19 protein-coding genes are annotated in these 15,253 nt (G+C 65.3%); 18 read left to right on the top strand and 1 reads right to left on the bottom strand.

The window, feature by feature from the left end; translation table 11 throughout:
• Positions 1-8 precede the first annotated feature (8 nt).
• From AC5P9W_RS01590 to AC5P9W_RS01580, 3 genes are read left to right on the top strand one after another with little or no spacing between them, the layout of a single operon-like run.
• Entirely contained in the window at positions 9-452 is a 444-nt protein-coding gene (locus AC5P9W_RS01590) for a hypothetical protein (RefSeq protein WP_223224762.1), read from the top strand.
• Positions 449-931, top strand: a complete 483-nt coding sequence (locus AC5P9W_RS01585) for a hypothetical protein (RefSeq protein WP_049461266.1) — start codon at positions 449-451, stop codon at positions 929-931. Before AC5P9W_RS01590 ends, AC5P9W_RS01585 begins: the two co-directional genes overlap by 4 nt.
• A gap of 1 nt (position 932) precedes the next feature.
• Positions 933-1,205, top strand: a complete 273-nt coding sequence (locus AC5P9W_RS01580) for a hypothetical protein (RefSeq protein ID WP_495218687.1) — start codon at positions 933-935, stop codon at positions 1,203-1,205.
• A gap of 48 nt (positions 1,206-1,253) precedes the next feature.
• Here the strand turns inward: AC5P9W_RS01580 and AC5P9W_RS01575 are convergent, their stop codons facing one another.
• A complete protein-coding gene (locus AC5P9W_RS01575; protein WP_231352323.1) occupies positions 1,254-1,463 on the bottom strand; it encodes a YegP family protein in 210 nt (69 codons plus the stop codon).
• 264 nt (positions 1,464-1,727) lie between these two features.
• Here AC5P9W_RS01575 and AC5P9W_RS01570 point away from each other — a divergent pair, with 264 nt between their 5' ends.
• The 15 genes from AC5P9W_RS01570 to AC5P9W_RS01500 all read left to right on the top strand — a co-directional run bounded on the left by AC5P9W_RS01570 (position 1,728) and on the right by AC5P9W_RS01500 (position 15,250).
• Positions 1,728-2,231 carry a DUF1441 family protein gene (locus AC5P9W_RS01570; RefSeq protein WP_008265668.1) on the top strand — a complete coding sequence of 168 codons (504 nt, stop codon included), beginning with the start codon at positions 1,728-1,730 and terminating at the stop codon, positions 2,229-2,231.
• A 22-nt stretch (positions 2,232-2,253) separates the two neighbouring features.
• A complete protein-coding gene (locus AC5P9W_RS01565; protein ID WP_495218685.1) occupies positions 2,254-4,293 on the top strand; it encodes a terminase gpA endonuclease subunit in 2,040 nt (679 codons plus the stop codon).
• 1 nt (position 4,294) lies between these two features.
• Complete coding sequence (locus tag AC5P9W_RS01560; RefSeq protein WP_049461274.1) at positions 4,295-4,510, top strand: phage head-tail joining protein; 216 nt, start codon at positions 4,295-4,297, stop codon at positions 4,508-4,510.
• On the top strand, positions 4,437-5,984 hold the full coding sequence (locus tag AC5P9W_RS01555; protein WP_495218683.1) for a phage portal protein: 1,548 nt from the start codon (positions 4,437-4,439) through the stop codon (positions 5,982-5,984). The genes AC5P9W_RS01560 and AC5P9W_RS01555 overlap by 74 nt, the downstream gene beginning before the upstream one ends.
• A complete protein-coding gene (locus AC5P9W_RS01550; protein WP_495218682.1) occupies positions 5,959-7,335 on the top strand; it encodes a S49 family peptidase in 1,377 nt (458 codons plus the stop codon). Before AC5P9W_RS01555 ends, AC5P9W_RS01550 begins: the two co-directional genes overlap by 26 nt.
• Positions 7,336-7,337: 2 nt before the next feature.
• A complete protein-coding gene (locus tag AC5P9W_RS01545; RefSeq protein ID WP_495218681.1) occupies positions 7,338-8,027 on the top strand; it encodes a head decoration protein in 690 nt (229 codons plus the stop codon).
• A gap of 87 nt (positions 8,028-8,114) precedes the next feature.
• Complete coding sequence (locus tag AC5P9W_RS01540; RefSeq protein ID WP_495218679.1) at positions 8,115-9,116, top strand: major capsid protein; 1,002 nt, start codon at positions 8,115-8,117, stop codon at positions 9,114-9,116.
• A gap of 45 nt (positions 9,117-9,161) precedes the next feature.
• The gene (locus tag AC5P9W_RS01535; RefSeq protein ID WP_495218677.1) at positions 9,162-9,920 is read left to right on the top strand and encodes a hypothetical protein; all 759 of its coding nucleotides are present in this window, start codon (positions 9,162-9,164) and stop codon (positions 9,918-9,920) included.
• Positions 9,917-10,249, top strand: a complete 333-nt coding sequence (locus tag AC5P9W_RS01530) for a head-tail joining protein (protein WP_495218676.1) — start codon at positions 9,917-9,919, stop codon at positions 10,247-10,249. Before AC5P9W_RS01535 ends, AC5P9W_RS01530 begins: the two co-directional genes overlap by 4 nt.
• A complete protein-coding gene (locus AC5P9W_RS01525) occupies positions 10,242-10,697 on the top strand; it encodes a hypothetical protein (protein ID WP_235643171.1) in 456 nt (151 codons plus the stop codon). Before AC5P9W_RS01530 ends, AC5P9W_RS01525 begins: the two co-directional genes overlap by 8 nt.
• Positions 10,698-10,733: 36 nt before the next feature.
• Positions 10,734-11,489, top strand: coding sequence for a phage tail tube protein (locus AC5P9W_RS01520; protein WP_087786502.1), 756 nt, complete (start codon positions 10,734-10,736; stop codon positions 11,487-11,489).
• Positions 11,490-11,492: 3 nt separating this feature from the next.
• Positions 11,493-11,903, top strand: coding sequence for a DUF6631 family protein (locus AC5P9W_RS01515; protein ID WP_064239306.1), 411 nt, complete (start codon positions 11,493-11,495; stop codon positions 11,901-11,903).
• Between the two features lie 41 nt (positions 11,904-11,944).
• Positions 11,945-12,139, top strand: coding sequence for a hypothetical protein (locus AC5P9W_RS01510; RefSeq protein ID WP_064239305.1), 195 nt, complete (start codon positions 11,945-11,947; stop codon positions 12,137-12,139).
• On the top strand, positions 12,132-14,906 hold the full coding sequence (locus AC5P9W_RS01505; RefSeq protein WP_495218674.1) for a phage tail tape measure protein: 2,775 nt from the start codon (positions 12,132-12,134) through the stop codon (positions 14,904-14,906). Before AC5P9W_RS01510 ends, AC5P9W_RS01505 begins: the two co-directional genes overlap by 8 nt.
• Complete coding sequence (locus AC5P9W_RS01500) at positions 14,903-15,250, top strand: phage tail protein (protein ID WP_495218672.1); 348 nt, start codon at positions 14,903-14,905, stop codon at positions 15,248-15,250. The genes AC5P9W_RS01505 and AC5P9W_RS01500 overlap by 4 nt, the downstream gene beginning before the upstream one ends.
• Positions 15,251-15,253: the final 3 nt, after the last annotated feature.

The raw sequence follows: 15,253 nt of genomic DNA, 5'->3' as shown, positions 1-15,253 counted from the left end.
CTGAGCCCGTGAGCACTCTGAAAACCATTGTCGGGACGTTCACCGCGGCCGTTGTGGCACCGGCAACGGCAGATGCGCTGCGGGAGGCCGAACGGGTGATCCTCGGCGTACCGCAGTCCGTGCTGCTAGTTGCCATGGCGGGAGCGCTGATCGGCGTCCTGCTACTGCCAGAGAAGGACGCGGAGCGGGTAGCCGCTGACGCCAGCCGCCGGCGCGGCCATCGCCTCCTGCAGACCGCCGCGCGCTGGGCTGCCTTGGCTGTGGCGGTCGTCGCCTACGCCATCGTGGCCGCATGGGTCATCGCCGTTGCCGCGTCCATCTGGCCGGCGCTGGCGGGCGCCCCGCAGCTGCCCTTGGCCGGCCTGTCCGGCGTCCTGATCCGCCGGCTGTTGCCCGGCTACGTGCGCATGGTGGAGCGGGCCACCGGCGCCATCGGAGGCGACAAGCCATGAGCGTACTGATTCGTTTCTTTCGCGCGCTGTGGACGCTGATCGTAGGCGCCGCTGCCGACGCGCTGCAGTGGCTGAGCAAGCCCGGCAGCAAGGTCAAGCTGGTGTGTGCGGTGCTGGCGTTCGGCTGCATGGTGTCCGGGCTGACTGCCTGGGAGAAGGAGCAGAAGATCCGCGACCTGAGCGCCCAGGTGATCAAGGTCCGGGCCGACTGGCAGGCCGATGCCGCCCGACTGCAGGCCGACGTGGACAGCCGCGATCAGCGGCTTGCTGAGGTGGCCGCCGCACTGAGGGCGGAAGCCGAGAAGCTGGAAGCCCTGAAGGCAGAGAGCGCGGCAGCACTTCAGGACCTGGCCGGAAAGATCGAGGCTTCCGAGAAGGAGGCCTCCACCTGGCGCGGCCGCTACGAACAACGGCCGGACACCTGCAAGGCAGCACTGGAGCTGCTCGATTCCGCCTGCCCAGCACTGAAGGGGTACTGATATGCGCACCATCGTGGTTGCTACCGCTGCGCTGCTGGCCGCGTGCGATGCAGCACCTACCAAGCCGAACGCGCCGCCGGCAGCCGTCATCACGGTTCCGGTGGCCACCTACGTGCCGATCGACGCCCAGCTGCGGAAGCGCTGTATGTGGGTGAAGGAAGCGGCGCCGTCTGCCGTATTCGAGGTGAGCAACGGCCGGAAGCGTTGCCTGCTGCAGTACGAGGCGCAGTTCGATGCCATCGACCAGGTGCAGGGGAAGCCGGCAGCACAGTAGGTGGCCATCATTAAAAGGAAGGCGGCGCAGTGTGCGCCGCCCCCTCGGTCATTCAATCCATTTCTCGTTGTCTGCATCCCAGATAGCGGCGACCGCAGCAATCGAAGCGACCAGCCTTGTTCCATGAACGCAGTCGCCTCGGTTCTTGTAGCCCTCACCGCTGTCTGCGATCACCTTGCCGTTCTGAGCGAAGAGGCGCCAACGGAACTCACCAGCACTGTCCTTGTAAACGACGAACTGCTCGGGATTACCTGCCATGTCGTTCTCCTAGCGACCGGAATGGTCGAGGTGACTCTATGTGACGGGGATCACACCTCGCCATGGACAGCCCTGTGGACAACTTGTTGGCAACGTGTGTGCGGGGGCCCCCGGGCTTACCCACAGCAACCGGGGGGAATTCGGACCCCGGTCAAAGACAGTTTTTCGGCCTCTATGGTGCTCCACCACAGGGCACGGTTTTGGCGGATTTTCCCGGGAGAAACCGCATTTTCATAGCTGAATAGGTTGCGCATCGGGTAGCACATGGCCGACATCCACGAATTCACTAAGGGCTGGTCCGTGGCCAGGCTGGCGGATGAGTTCGGAATGGACCGCCGAACGGCCAGCAAGCGGCTGAAGGAGGCCGGCGTCCCGCCGCTGACCAAGCGCGCTGGGCACGACGTCTATCGTCTGGCCGATGCAGCACCGGCGCTGGTGAACCCGGGTGCCGCGGCGTTCGGCGCGGAGGGCGTGGTCGATCCGCGCGATCTGCCGCCGATGGAGCGCCGCGCCTACTACCAGTCGGAGAACGAGCGCCTGAAGGTCGAGTCGACCATCGGGCAGCTGGTGCCGGCCGCAGAGGTCGAGGCCGACTACGCCGAGCTGGTGAAGAAGGTCGTGCAGTTCTTCGACACGCTGCCTGACGTGCTCGAGCGCAAGGCCGGGCTCACGCCGGAGCAGGTGGTCAAGGTCCAGGACGAGTGCGATCGCGTCCGGCAATCCATGTACGAGGGCATCACCGATGACGACGTACGCGACAGCGCGTAGCGTGCGCCAAGGCGTTGCCGAGATGATCCGGCCGCCGCGCCGCATCAGGGTGAGCGAGGGAGCGCGCGTGCTGCAGGTGGCCAATGCCGCCGGCGCCGCCGGATCTTGGGATCCGGACACGACGCCCTACATGGTCGAGCCGCTGGACACGACGGGTAGCCGTCACTACGAGGCGGTGGTGTTCGTAGGGCCGGCGCGGTCTGGCAAGACCATCTCGCTGATCGATGCGCGCTTGGCCTACCTGATCACCTGCAACCCGGCCGACGCCATGGTTGTGCAGATGTCCAAGGATGCGGCCGAGGACTACAGCAAGACCCGTATCGCCCGCAGCATCGCCGCCAGCCCGGATCTGCGCTCCAGGCTGAGCCCGCGTGCTCACGACGACAACATCCTGCTGAAGTTCTTCCGGTCAGGAATGTCATTGCGCATGGGCTGGCCGTCGGTGTCGGTGCTGTCGGGCAAGGACATCCACGACGTCCTGATGACGGACGTGGACAACTACACCGGCGACCTGACTATCGACGAGTGCTTCGGCCTTGGCCTGAAGCGCACGCAGACCTACATGTCCGCCGGCATGGTGGTGGCCGAATCGAGCCCGGCAACCGACTACGCCGACGGTGCGTGGAAGCCTCTGCACCCACACCAAGGTCCGCCGGCGGCCGGCATCGCGGCGCTGTACGCGCGCGGCGACCGCCGCCGCTGGTACTGGCCATGCCCGGAGTGCGGCGAGCGGTTTCAGGCAGCGCCAGGCTATGACGGCTTCGCGTTACCGCCGATGGAGGAACTGCTCGAACGGGTCGTGCTGGACGACGTGCAGAAGATGGCGCGGCATTACTCGCTGCTGCACTGTCCGCACTGCGGTGTGGGCCTGCAGCACCGGTGGAAGGACGGGATGAACCGCAGCGGCGTGTGGGCTGCGGAGGGCCAGGTCGTGCACGCCGACGGAACGGTCACCGGTGAAAGGCCGGAAGCGCGCATCGCCAGCTACTGGCTGGGTGGTGTTGCAGCCGCCTACCAGTCCTGGGAATCGCTGATCGAGCGCTACTTCCAGGCGCTGCGGACGTTCGCCACCACCGGTGAAGAGCGGCCGCTGAAGACCACGCACAACGTCGACGGCGCGATCAACTACGTGCCGATGGCAGCGCGCTCTGCCAGTGATCCGAACGAGATGCAGGAGCGGGCCGAGGTCTGGCCTGCGGGTGCTGTGCCGGCGGGCGTGCGTTTCCTGCTCGGTGAGGTCGACGTCCAGGCCAACCGGTTCGTCGTGCTGGTGCTGGGCTTCGGCATCGGGGAATCCGGGCAACTGGAGCGGTGGGTGGTCGATTCCTTCACCCTGCGCACCTCCAAGCGGGAGGACGGTTCGGGCGGCTTCCTGCCACTGGACCCGCCGAAGTACCTGGAAGACTGGGAACGCCTGGTCGAGAAAGTCATCTGCCGGCGCTACCCGCTGGACGATGCCACCGGCCGCAGCATGCCGGTGCATGCGGTGGGTATCGACTGGGGCGGCAAGTCGGGCACCTCGGTGCGCGCGCTGGAGTTCTGGCGTTCGCTCAGGGCCCGGAAGCTGCACGCCAGGGTCAGGCTGATCAAGGGCGACGCGCGCCGCGAGGGTGGGCTGTTCCGGGAGACCTTCCCGGACAGCAGCAAGCGCCGGGACCGCAAATCAGGGTCGAAGGGCGATGTGCCACAGCTGCTGCTCAACGTGGACCGACTGAAGGACACGGTGGACGCCAACATCAAGCGGGCCGAGCCCGGGCCGGGCTACTACCACTTTCCCGACTGGCTGCCCGAGGCGTTCTACGCGGAGCTGACGGCCGAATCGAGGACGGCACGAGGCTGGGAAAACTTGGCCAAGCGCCGCAACGAAGCCTTCGACCTGTGCGGCTATGCCGAAGGCATGGCGCTGTGGCTGAAGGTTCCGGCCATCAACTGGACCGCGCCGCCGGCATGGGCCGCGCCGTGGGACGACAACCCAGACGTGAGGGCAGACGACGTCGCGCCGGCGCCAACGCCGCGCACGCGAACCCGCCGCGTCATCCGAAGCAAGTACCTGGGACGCTGATATGGCATTTACCAAAGAACAGGTCGCGAAGCTGGAGGCAGCTATCTCGGCGGGCGTCCTGAGCGTCCGCTACGCCGACCGAACTGTGACTTACCAAAGCCTGGACTCGATGCGGCGGCTGCTGAAGCAGATGCGGGACGAGATTGGCCAAGCATCAGGCGCGCCACGGCGTCGCCGCATCGTGCGCCTCTACCAGTCGGGGACCGGAAATGTCTGATATCGCCGAAGGCCCTTACCGCGCCGCCGGCAATGGCCGACGCCTGCGCACTTTCCGGCCGACCTCGCTCGGGCCCAATGCCGCATTGACGGGCCTTTCCACATTGCTGGCCCGGGCACGGCATCTGGCCCGCAATGACCCGTGGATGGTCAGTGCGCTCAACAAGAGCGTATCCAACGGCATCGCCACGGGCATCCAAGCAAAGCCAGTTTGGGGGTCGAAGGAGCACAAGAAGAAGCTCACCAAGCTGTGGACCCGCTGGGGCAAGTACGCTGATGCAGACGGCGTGCTGGGCTGGGAGGGCCTGCAGGCGCTGTCCTGGCGCGAGTGGAACGAAGCCGGCGAGGTGTTCGCCCGGCTCCGCTACCGGCGGCCCGAGGACGGCTTGCCGGTGCCGCTGCAGGTGCAGCTGATCGAATCGGAGCAGTGCCCGCAGCACTACAACGGCGTGGCCAGCAACGGAAACGCGATTCGACAAGGCATTGAGGTCGATCGCATCGGGCGCCGCGTGGCCTACTGGATGTACCGGGAACATCCCGGGGATCTGCAGCAGACCGTCAACGGCAACGAGTTGGTGCGTGTGCCTGCGGAGCAGGTGCTGCACCTCTTCCGGCCCAGCCGCGCCGGTGCGATGCGGGGCGTACCACGCTCCGCTCCGGCTCTGCTGCGCATGTTCAACCTGGACCGCCTCGATGACGCGGTGCTGGAACGGCAGGCGCTGGCCAACCTGTTCGCCGGCTTCATCACATCAGATGCCAGCGCTGATGGCGACGAGGGCGATGCCGTCGGAGATCTGATCACCGGTGAGGACGCCGATGGAACGGCCATCGGTGGCCTGGAACCCGGCACGCTGCAGGAGCTGCCACCGGGTCGGAAAATCGACTTCGCCGATCCGCCCAGTGCCGGGTCTGACTATGCGGAGTTTCTGCGCGGTCACCTGCTGGCGATCTGCGCCAGCCAGGACGTGCCCTACGAGGTGCTCACCGGCGACTTGCGCAACGTCTCCGACCGCGCGCTGCGCCTGATCCTCAACGAGTTCCGCCGTGTCATCGAGCAGGACCAGTGGCTCTACATGATCCCCATGTTCTGCCAGAAGGTTCGCGACGCCTTCATTGATCAAGCGGTGCTGGCCGGCCTGCTGAAGGTGCCACGGTATGCGGCCCTTCGCGACGACGTGACCGAAACCCTGTGGGTGCCCGAGGGTTGGCCGTGGAGCCACCCGGTGCAGGACGTGACGTCCGAACTCAAGGCTGTGCGGGCGGGCTTCAAATCACGCAGCAAGGTGGTGCTGGGCGCTGGCGAGGATCCCGAACAGGTCGACGCTGAGCAGGCGCTGGACAACGAGCGCGCAGACGCGGCCGGGCTTCGCTACGACAGCGACCCGAGGCGTACGAACGCCTCCGGTGCCCGGCAGGACGACAAACCCGGCGCCCCTGGCGCCAACAACGATGAAGGGAATGACGATGACGAGTAAGTCTGGCCTCTTGGCCCGAATGCTGGGTCGCGGCAGCCGTGCGCCTGTGGTGGCCTCGCTCGCGGCCGCGGTCCTCAATCAGCCGTTGCTGGTGCAGCCGACCATCGGCGAGGCACTGGTGGGCGGCTATCTGGAAGGGAAGGTCACCAGCGACGACAGCGTGCTGAAGGCCGACCGCTTCGAAGTGTCCGGCGCCGACGGGCAGCCGGTGGGCGTCGCCCAGAAACTGATCGGTGTGATCAACCTGTCCGGTGCAATGGTCAACCGGCCGATGCCCGGCACCAGCGGCCCAGGTCCGGTGAGCTACGCCGCGGTGCGCGACTTCTTCGATGAACTGCTCAACGATGATGCGGTGACCTCCATCATCCTGCGGCTGGACACGCCGGGCGGCATGGCGTCTGGCTGCTTTGATCTGGTCGACCACATCTTCGAGGCGCGTGGCAGGAAGCCGATGTATGCACTGGTCGATGACCACGCGTACTCCGCCGGATTCGCCCTCGCTTCGGCGTGCGACGAGATCTGGGTCAGCCGCACCGGCGGCGTCGGGTCGGTGGGCGTGGTCCGCTTCCACCATGACTGGAGTGGCAACAACGCACAGATCGGCCTGAAGGTCACCCCGCTTTTCGCAGGTGCCCGCAAGGTCGACTTCAACCCCAACTTCCCCCTCAGCGAGGAAGCGCACGCAGAGGCAATGGCGGATCTGGAGGACATGTACACGCTGTTCGTCGATACCGTCGCGCGCAACCTCGACATGGAAGCCGAAGCGGTGCGCACCACCGAGGCGGCCTGCTACCGCGGCCAGGCCGCTGTGGCGGTGGGTTTTGCTACCCGGCTCGGCACCTGGCACGACCTGATCGCGCACCTCGGCGCGGCCGAAGCGGCACCGCCGCCCGCGCCGGGCGGCGCGGATCCGGACGACGAGCCGGAGGCAGCGGCAACGCCGTTGGTGTCCGAGGCCGCACTCGCGCCGCCGGCAGCCGTCTTGGAGAACCCGACAGCCGCGCTGGCTGCCGCGGTCGCTTCCAGCGATCTACCGCCGTCGCTCGCTGTGGCCCTGCTGCGTCGCGCGCAGCCGGAGGGTGAGCAGGCGGAAAGCGCGATCGAGTACGCGACCGCAGTCCAGGATGCATGCGCGGCTGCACTGCGTGGCGACGACACGATCGCGGCCAGCTTCATCGAGAAGAACACCGACCTCGACACGGTGCGTGCACAGCTGTTGTCGATGAAGGCGGAAGAGGGCCGGAGTACTCAGGTCGTCACCGCACACCCGGCCTCCATGGCCGATCAACGAGCCGCCGAAATGAAGGCGCAGCTGAACCCCAACAACATCTACAAGAACCGAGGTAACTGACGATGGAAATCTCTCTGGCCGGCACCCGCACCGGCGAATTCCTGCTGTCCGAAGCAGGCGGCGAGCGCAGCCGCGAACTGATCCGTCTGCCGGCCGGGCAGGGCATGCTGGCCGCCGGCACCCTGCTCAAGGCCGACAATACCGTGGCCACCAACGGTGCCGATGCAGTGAAGGTGCTCTACGGCCCGGTGGATACCGGTGCGAACGCTGGCGAGCTGGCGGTGAAGGGCGCAGCGATCGCACGCGATGCAGAGGTCTTTGGCGAAAAGCTGGTCTGGGCTGATGGCGTTACCGACGATCAGAAGTTGCTGGCCGCGCTGAGCCTGGCCGAGTCGGGAATCATCACCCGCTGGACCCAGCAGCCGATCGCGTCGAACGCAGCCGATCACCTGGTGTTCGTGTCCGAACCGCTGACCGGCACCGCCGGGGTTGCGCTGGGCCCGATCGTGGTACACGTCAAGGACGTCTTTGGTGCCCTGGTCACCGGCAGCACCGTCAGCGCCACTCTGGCCAAGGCCAGCGGCACCGGAAGCCTGGCCGGCGGCGGTGCGAAGGCAGCCGTGGGCGGCGTCATCACCTGGGATGCCGCGACGCTGAGCGCAGCGGGCGACTACACCCTCAAGGTGACGGCCACCGACCTGGGCGAAGCCATCAGCGACACCATCACCATCGCAGCCGCTGCCGGCGGCTGACCGCCGAGCAGCTCCCTCTTCACCCGCTGACCCCTGGCCCCGCTTTGGCGGGGCCTTTTCGTATCCCATTCCAAGAGAGAAATCACCATGGATCTGCAGACCCTTCTGGCTCTGGGCGTGCTGAGCTTCGACGCCCTGAACGCCTACATCAACAACCTGCCGCGCATCTCCACGCGGCTGGCCGACATGCGCCTGTTCCAGGAAGATGGCCTAGTCGGCACCACCATCGTCAAGGTGGGTATCAAGGGCACCAAGCTGGTGCTGGTCCCGAACGTTCCGCGCGGTGCGCCCGGCCAGCCCAAGGGGCTGGAGCGTGGCAAGGTGAAGCTGCTGGAAACCACCCACCTGCCGCAGAACTCGACGGTCATGGCTGACCAGCTGCTGGGCGTTTATGACCCGGCCGACCCGGAAGGCGCCAACGTTGCCGCCGTGGTCAACGCGCTGCAGGCGGTGCACAAGCGCGACCTGGACTTCACCATCGAATACCACCGTATGGGCGCGCTGCAGGGCAAGCTGCTCGATGCTGACGGCTCGGTGATCATCGACTTCTACGAGGAATTCGGTGTCAGCCAGACCGTCATCGGCATGGAGCTGAACAAGGACGCCACCAAGGTCCGCGCCAAGTGCATGGCCATCAAGCGCGCAATCGAGGAGAAGCTGGGTGGCATTCCGTACACCGGCATCCATGTGTTCTGCAGCGCCGGCTTCTTCGATGCCCTGACCGACCACCCGGACGTCCAGAAGGCCTATGAGCGCTGGCAGGATGGTGCCGCACTGCGCGATGACGTCCGCAAGGGCTTCGTGTTCGGCGATATCACCTTCGAAGAGCTCCAGGGCAATACCGGCGGCGATCTGGCCCTGGCCGATGGCGAGGCCATCGCGTTCCCGTTGGGTGTGCCGGACATGTTCCTGACCCGCTTCGCGCCGGCGGACTACCTGGAAACGGTGCGCGGCATTGGCCTGCCGTACTACACCAAGACCGCCCCGATGCGCATGAACAAGGGCATCCAGCTGGAAAGCCAGTCCAACCCGCTCAACATCAACACCCGACCGGATGCGGTGATCCGTCTGAAGGCCGGTGCGAAGTAAGCCAACGGTGCCTGGCTCGCTCCGGCGGGCCAGGCAGGAGGGTGTATGGCCCAGATCAGGATCGGGGTCGACCCCGACAACGTCTTCGGGCGACAGCTGACCGCGCTGGAGCAGTCCCAGCTGCCCTACGCTGCATCGCAGGCCGCCAACAAGGTGGCCTACGAGATCCGCGAGCGCTGGAAGCGCCAGGCGCCGCGGGTGTTCGACCGGCCCACGCCGCTGACAGTCAACGCAGCGATGTACCGCAAGGCCACCAAGGCCCAGCCGTACGCCGAAATCTACCTCCGGGACGAGGCCTTCAAGGGCACGCCGCCGGCGAAGTACCTGCTTGCCGAGGTGGATGGTGGTCAGCGCCGCCGGAAGGGCTTCGAGCGGCTCCTGCAGAGCCGAGGCCTGTTGTCGCCGACGCAGTTTGCGGTGATGGGTCGGGGCGCTCAGGCGAACCAGTACGGCAATGTTCCGGCCGGCCAGGTGACCAAAATCCTGTCGCAGCTGGGCGCCCAGCGGGACCGGTACCAGAACGAGACCAGTGTCAGCCGGAAGCGGCGACGGGGCAAAGGCAACAACCGTGATGGCGAGTACTTCGTGATCACCAAGCGCCGCGGCGTGCTGCGCCCGGGCATCTATGAGCGAATCGGACGCGGATCGGGTGTCCGATCCATCTTCATCTTCACCAACACCGCCGCCTACACGCCGCGCTACGACATCTTCGGCATGGCCGAGGACACCTGGAAGCGGCTGATGCCGTTCTTCCTGAAGCGCGAGCTGGAAAAGGCCATGGAAACCGTGAGGCCCCTGCCTTGAACCAGAAAGCCTTCATGCAGGCCTTCGACGCAGTCGCGTTCGATGCCTTCCGCGCAGCCGGCGTCGCCGATGCTGCCCACTACAAAGAACCGGGCGGCACGGTTGAGGTGCCGTGCATAGTGCTGCTGGACGAGGCCGTGGAGCAGTTCACACCCGACGATGTGGCGCCCATCGCGACCACCGTTGATCGGGTGACGCTCCAGTTGGCCGAAATCACCCCTCGCGCGGGCGGTGTGGTGCGGATTGAGGGCACCGGCCGCCGGCTCAAACTGGTCCAGAAGATCCACGCCGACGAATCGACGGCGGTGTGGGAGGTGGCCAATGTTTGATCGCACCCCCAGCCCGCGGAAGCAGCTGCTGCAGGCGATGGGCAAGACGCTGCAGCTGATCAGCACCGACAACGGCTACCTGACCGATGCCGGTGCCGGTTGGACACTGGAGCCGAAGCCCGGTGATCAGGACACGCAGACTGTGCTGACGGCCGTGATCGAGAAGCAGCAGCGGGCGGAGAGCCCCTCGAAAGTCAACACGCACCGGCTTACCACCGTCAGCGTCATCGCCAAGGTTCCCACCGACACCGAGGGATACCAGCAGGCGCTGGACGACCTGGTGACCGATATCGAGGCGGCCATGGATAGCCAGTGCGTAGCCCGCAACTTCCCCGACGGCATCCAGGTACCGGTGTACGTCGGGATGGAACCGCTGATGCCGGAGAAGGCCAGCGCCGGCTGGGTCGGCGTGCTGATCACCTACCAGACCCACATCCCCAAGAAATAACCCGCCGCACAGCGGCAACCCAACTGGAGAGCCATCATGGCCGAAGACTACAGCTACCTGGGCGCAGGAATCGTCCTGATCCGTGAGTGGAACACCGCTGATCCGTTCTTGGAGATCGGCAATATCTCAGCCTATACCGTGGCGCCGCAGACCAATACCATCGAGCTGGCCGACTACCAGAACCCCGGCGGCGGCACGGCCAACCGTGTCGATCGCGTGACCGGCTACAACCTCAATTACACGTTCCACGACTTCAACCCGGAGAACTTCGCCCGGGCAACTCGCGGCAAGGCCAGCAGCATCGCCGCGGGTACCGTCACCGATGAGCCGGTGCTGGCCGTTCCGGGCAGCTTTGCGCCACTGTCGCGCCTGGCCACGGAGGTGACCGCCGTGAAGCCAGCAACCGGAACCACCGCCTACGAGGCCGGGAAGGACTATCGTTTCGAGCGCGGCATGCTGTTCATCCCGGTAGGATCTGCGATTGCAGCACCGTCCGCGGTCGGCACCCCGAACATCAAGGTCACCTACAAGAACGCGGACCTGGGCCACGTTGAAGCTGCGGTCACCTCGCAGAAGTTCTACGAGATGCAGTTCTACGGTGCCAACGAGGCACGCGGCGGCAAGTTGGTCCGCCTGGTAGCGCACAAGGTGGCCGGCGGCGTCATTGAGAGCATGGGCCTGATCGGCAACGAGTTCGGCGCGGGAAGCGTGCCCGGCGCGCTGCTCAAGGACTCGTCGAAGGCCACGGGCAACGACAAGTCGGCCTACTTCTACTGGCAGCAGGAGAAGTAAGCCGTGGCCGATGATGACGTGATCGCCCCGCCGACGCGCACGGTTCTTGTACGTGGCGAGAAGGTGGTTGTGGGTCCCCTGCGCCTGGAACAGATCGGTCCTTTCATCACGGCCAGCCGCACCATCATCGCCCGAGTGGCGATGATGGCCGGTGTGGTCGAGGGCGCCGATCGTGCTGGCGTCGGTGCCATCCTGCTCGACCTGCTCGAGCAGGACAGCAACGAGATCGCCGCGGCTTTGGGGGTGGCAATCGGACGCGAGGCGGAATGGGTTGCGGGGGCAACGCTGGACGAGATCGCTGACTTGCTGGAGGCGGTTGTCGGGCTCAACAGGGATTTTTTCGCCCTCCGCCTGCGGCGGCTTCTGCTGCAGGCGAAGCTTCCGGCGGAAGAGAGTACGGCCTCGCCGACCTGATCCAGTACCTCATCGCCCACGGACACTCCCGCGCGGAGGTGATGACCTACACCCTGGCACAGCTGCGAGCCTTCACCGCCGCAGCTGCGCAGGTTGAGCGCGATCGCATCGCGGAATTCGCCGTGGCCACGCGCATGGCTATGGCCGCCCCGGCTGCCGACTGGCAGATGTACCTGGCTGCTCTGCGCGGCCAGGCCCCGGCACAGCAGCGACAAGGAATATCGAACGATGGCTGATCCTTCAGCAAATCTGCGCGTCCGCATCAGCGCGGACCTGGCCGACATTCGGCAGGGCTTGGGCGTGCTCACTCGCCAGCTGCGCGAGGTACGCACGGAGGCGGCCAGGCCGCTGCCGACGAAGAACAACATCACGGAGCTGGGGGTCTCTGCAGGGCAGACGGCGCAGGCGATGCGCCAGCTACCGGCGCAGTTCACCGACATCTTGACCAGCCTGCAGGGCGGCATGCCCTTCTTCACAGTGCTGGTGCAGCAGGGTGGCCAGATCAAGGACAGCTTCGGGGGTGTGGAGCCGGCATTGAAGGGGGTCTCGTCGGCGCTGCTTGGGATGGTGAATCCGTATACCTTGGCCGCGGCGGCTGTCGGATTGGTGGTCTACGCCTGGTATGACGCCGAGCAGCAGGCCCAGGCCTACACGAAGGCACTTGTCCTGTCGCGCAATGAGGCGGCCGCGACGACCCTGACGCTCGTCACCATGGCTCAGAAGACCAGCGACGCGCTGCAGGTTGCCGCCGGCGTTGGTGCCGAGGCGGCTCAGGCCGTCGGCTCGAACGGGAAGATTGCCGCGCAGAATCTTCAGGACGTGGCCAATGCAGCCGTGGCGATGAAGGAAATCAGCGGGCAGGCGCTCGATGGAACCATCGCCCTGTACGCGAAGTTGGCGGAAGACCCGGTCAAAGGAATGCAGAAGCTCAACGAGCAGGTCAACTTCATGACCCTGGCGCTCTACGAGCAGGTGAAGGCGTTGCAGGATCAGGGCCGGAATCAGGACGCTGTGACTGTGATCACCCGTGCAGCAGCGGATGAAACCGTCATGGCGCTCGCTCGGGTCCGCGCCAGCCAGAACCCGGTGATCCGGGGATTCAAGGACCTGTGGGTCGAGGCCACGAAGGCCTGGTCGGCGATGCAGGTGAACGTCGGCCTTGGGCCTGCTGCCGCACAGATGCAGCAGCTGGTGGCAGAAAACCAGCGGGAACTGGAGAAGCTGAACAATCTGGCCAACGGTACCCAGCGCGGCCTACCGCTGGCCCGTAATCCTATTGCCCTGGCGGCGATGGAGAAGTCCATCAAAGACCGGTCGGAGAAGATCAAGGCATTGGCCGCTGATCTGATCAGAGAGCGCAAGGATGCGGAGGTAAAAGCTGCTCAGGCTGCATCGACCGATTTCATTTCGGAGATGGATTCCATCATCGAGTCCCAGGCCAGCAAGGAAGAGAAGAAGCGGCAAGAGGTAGAGCGTGTCAATGGTGAAGCCGCAGCGGCCCGGCGAAAGGCCCAGGCGTCAGGCCTCATTGCAGAGGCGGAGGCCATCGAGAGGCGGCGCGCCGCCGCAGTCGCGGCCATTGAGAAGAAGTACCGGGAAAAGGCAGCGACCGGCACCGGCGCAGCATCACGGTCCGCCGGCCTACGCGGTTTCAAGGATGATCTGGTAGAGGAACAGGCGCAGATCACGGCGAGCACGCAGATGCTACGTGCACAGTACTCAGCACGCGAGATTACGGCGTCCGAATACTACAGCCGTATGAGGGAGCTGCTGCAGCAGGGAAATGACGCGCAATCTCGCTCGCTTCAGCGCCAGATTGAATTCCTGCAGAAGCAGGGCGTTAGCGGCAAAGATGCAATCAACGTCAACCGACAGATCGGCGAGCTAGAAGCACGACTGGCCAAGTTGCGTATCGAAGGTGCCGCTGCAGTGGAGGTGCTTGCGAAAGAGGAGCAGTCGGCTGCCAAGGCGCGGGAGAACGCAGTCAAAGCCTACGCCAGTGCACTGGATGCCAGTAATGAGGCGCTACGGCGTCAGCTGACGACCCAGGCGCAGCGTGTTGGCATGGGCGATCGCGAGTATGAAATACAGCAGCGGATCAACGAAGCCATCGCGGACGAGGCGGAGAAACTCCGAGAACTGAGCCTGCAGCGGAACGCGGATCAGATCGATCAGATCACCTTCGAAGAAGAAAGGGCGCTGTTGCATGCCAAGACGCTAGACCGTCTTCAGATCATCAAGAGCGGCTACGACGAGCTGCAGCAGGCCGAGGGAAGCTGGCTGGCAGGCGCCACCGCTGCCTGGGCGAACTACCAGCAGGAGGCCGGCAATGCCGCGCGGCAGATGGGCGACGTGGTCGGAAACGCCATCGGTGGCTTCGAAGACGCGTGGGTCAAGTTCACCACGACCGGGAAGCTCAGCTTCTCCGACCTCACCAAGTCGGTCCTGGCTGATCTGGCGCGGATCGCCGCGCGGCAGGCAATCTTGGGCATCGTCAACTCGGTGGCCGGCGCCTGGGCCGGCGGAGGCGTCACTGCCGCCGGCAACCAGGCCGTCACCTCCGGCACCAGCAGCATCAACAACCAGCTTTTCCAGAACATGCGTCTCGGCGGTGGGTACTCCACCGGTGGATATACCGGCGACGGTGGTGTGAATGAGCCTGCTGGCGTAGTACACAAGGGCGAAGTGGTTTGGTCCCAAGCGGACATAGCTCGAGCCGGCGGCGTGGGTGTCGTCGAGGCTATGCGCCGTGGACTCCCGGGCTACGCCGACGGAGGCGCGGTTGGGACGTCGTCACCAAGCTTCCTGGGCGTGGGGCCATCCACCGTGGAGGTGAACGTGATCGTCAACAGTGACGGCTCGACAGACGTGTCTGCTGATACCCCGATGTGGCAGCGGTTCGGTAAGGAAATCGGGCAGCTGATTGATATGAAGATCAATGAAGCGCAGGTCAGGTCCATGAAGGACGGCGGTGCGATGCGGGTGATGGGAGCAGGGCGATGACCGACACCTTTATCTGGCGCGTGTACAGCCAGCAACCGCAGGTGGAGTACTCCTACGCGGAAAGCACAGCCCGATTTGGCGACGGCTACGAGCAAGTAGCAGCCGATGGGATCAATAACGAGCGGCAGACCTGGAGTGTCGAGCTGTGGGGGCACCTTCAATCCGATGACATGGCAGCTGTCCGCACATTCCTGCGCCTGCGCAAGACACGTGGTGAGAGTTTCTTCTGGACACCGCCGAATGAAGCACAGGCCAGGTTCCGCTGCACAAAACTGTCTGCGACCGATGAGACGGAAGGGTACATCCGCATCAGTTGCACCTTCGAACAAACGTTCCAGCCGTAAGGA

This window comes from Stenotrophomonas sp. YJH_SMC_33, assembly GCF_059372295.1.
This window is presented reverse-complemented; position numbering and strand designations above follow the sequence as displayed.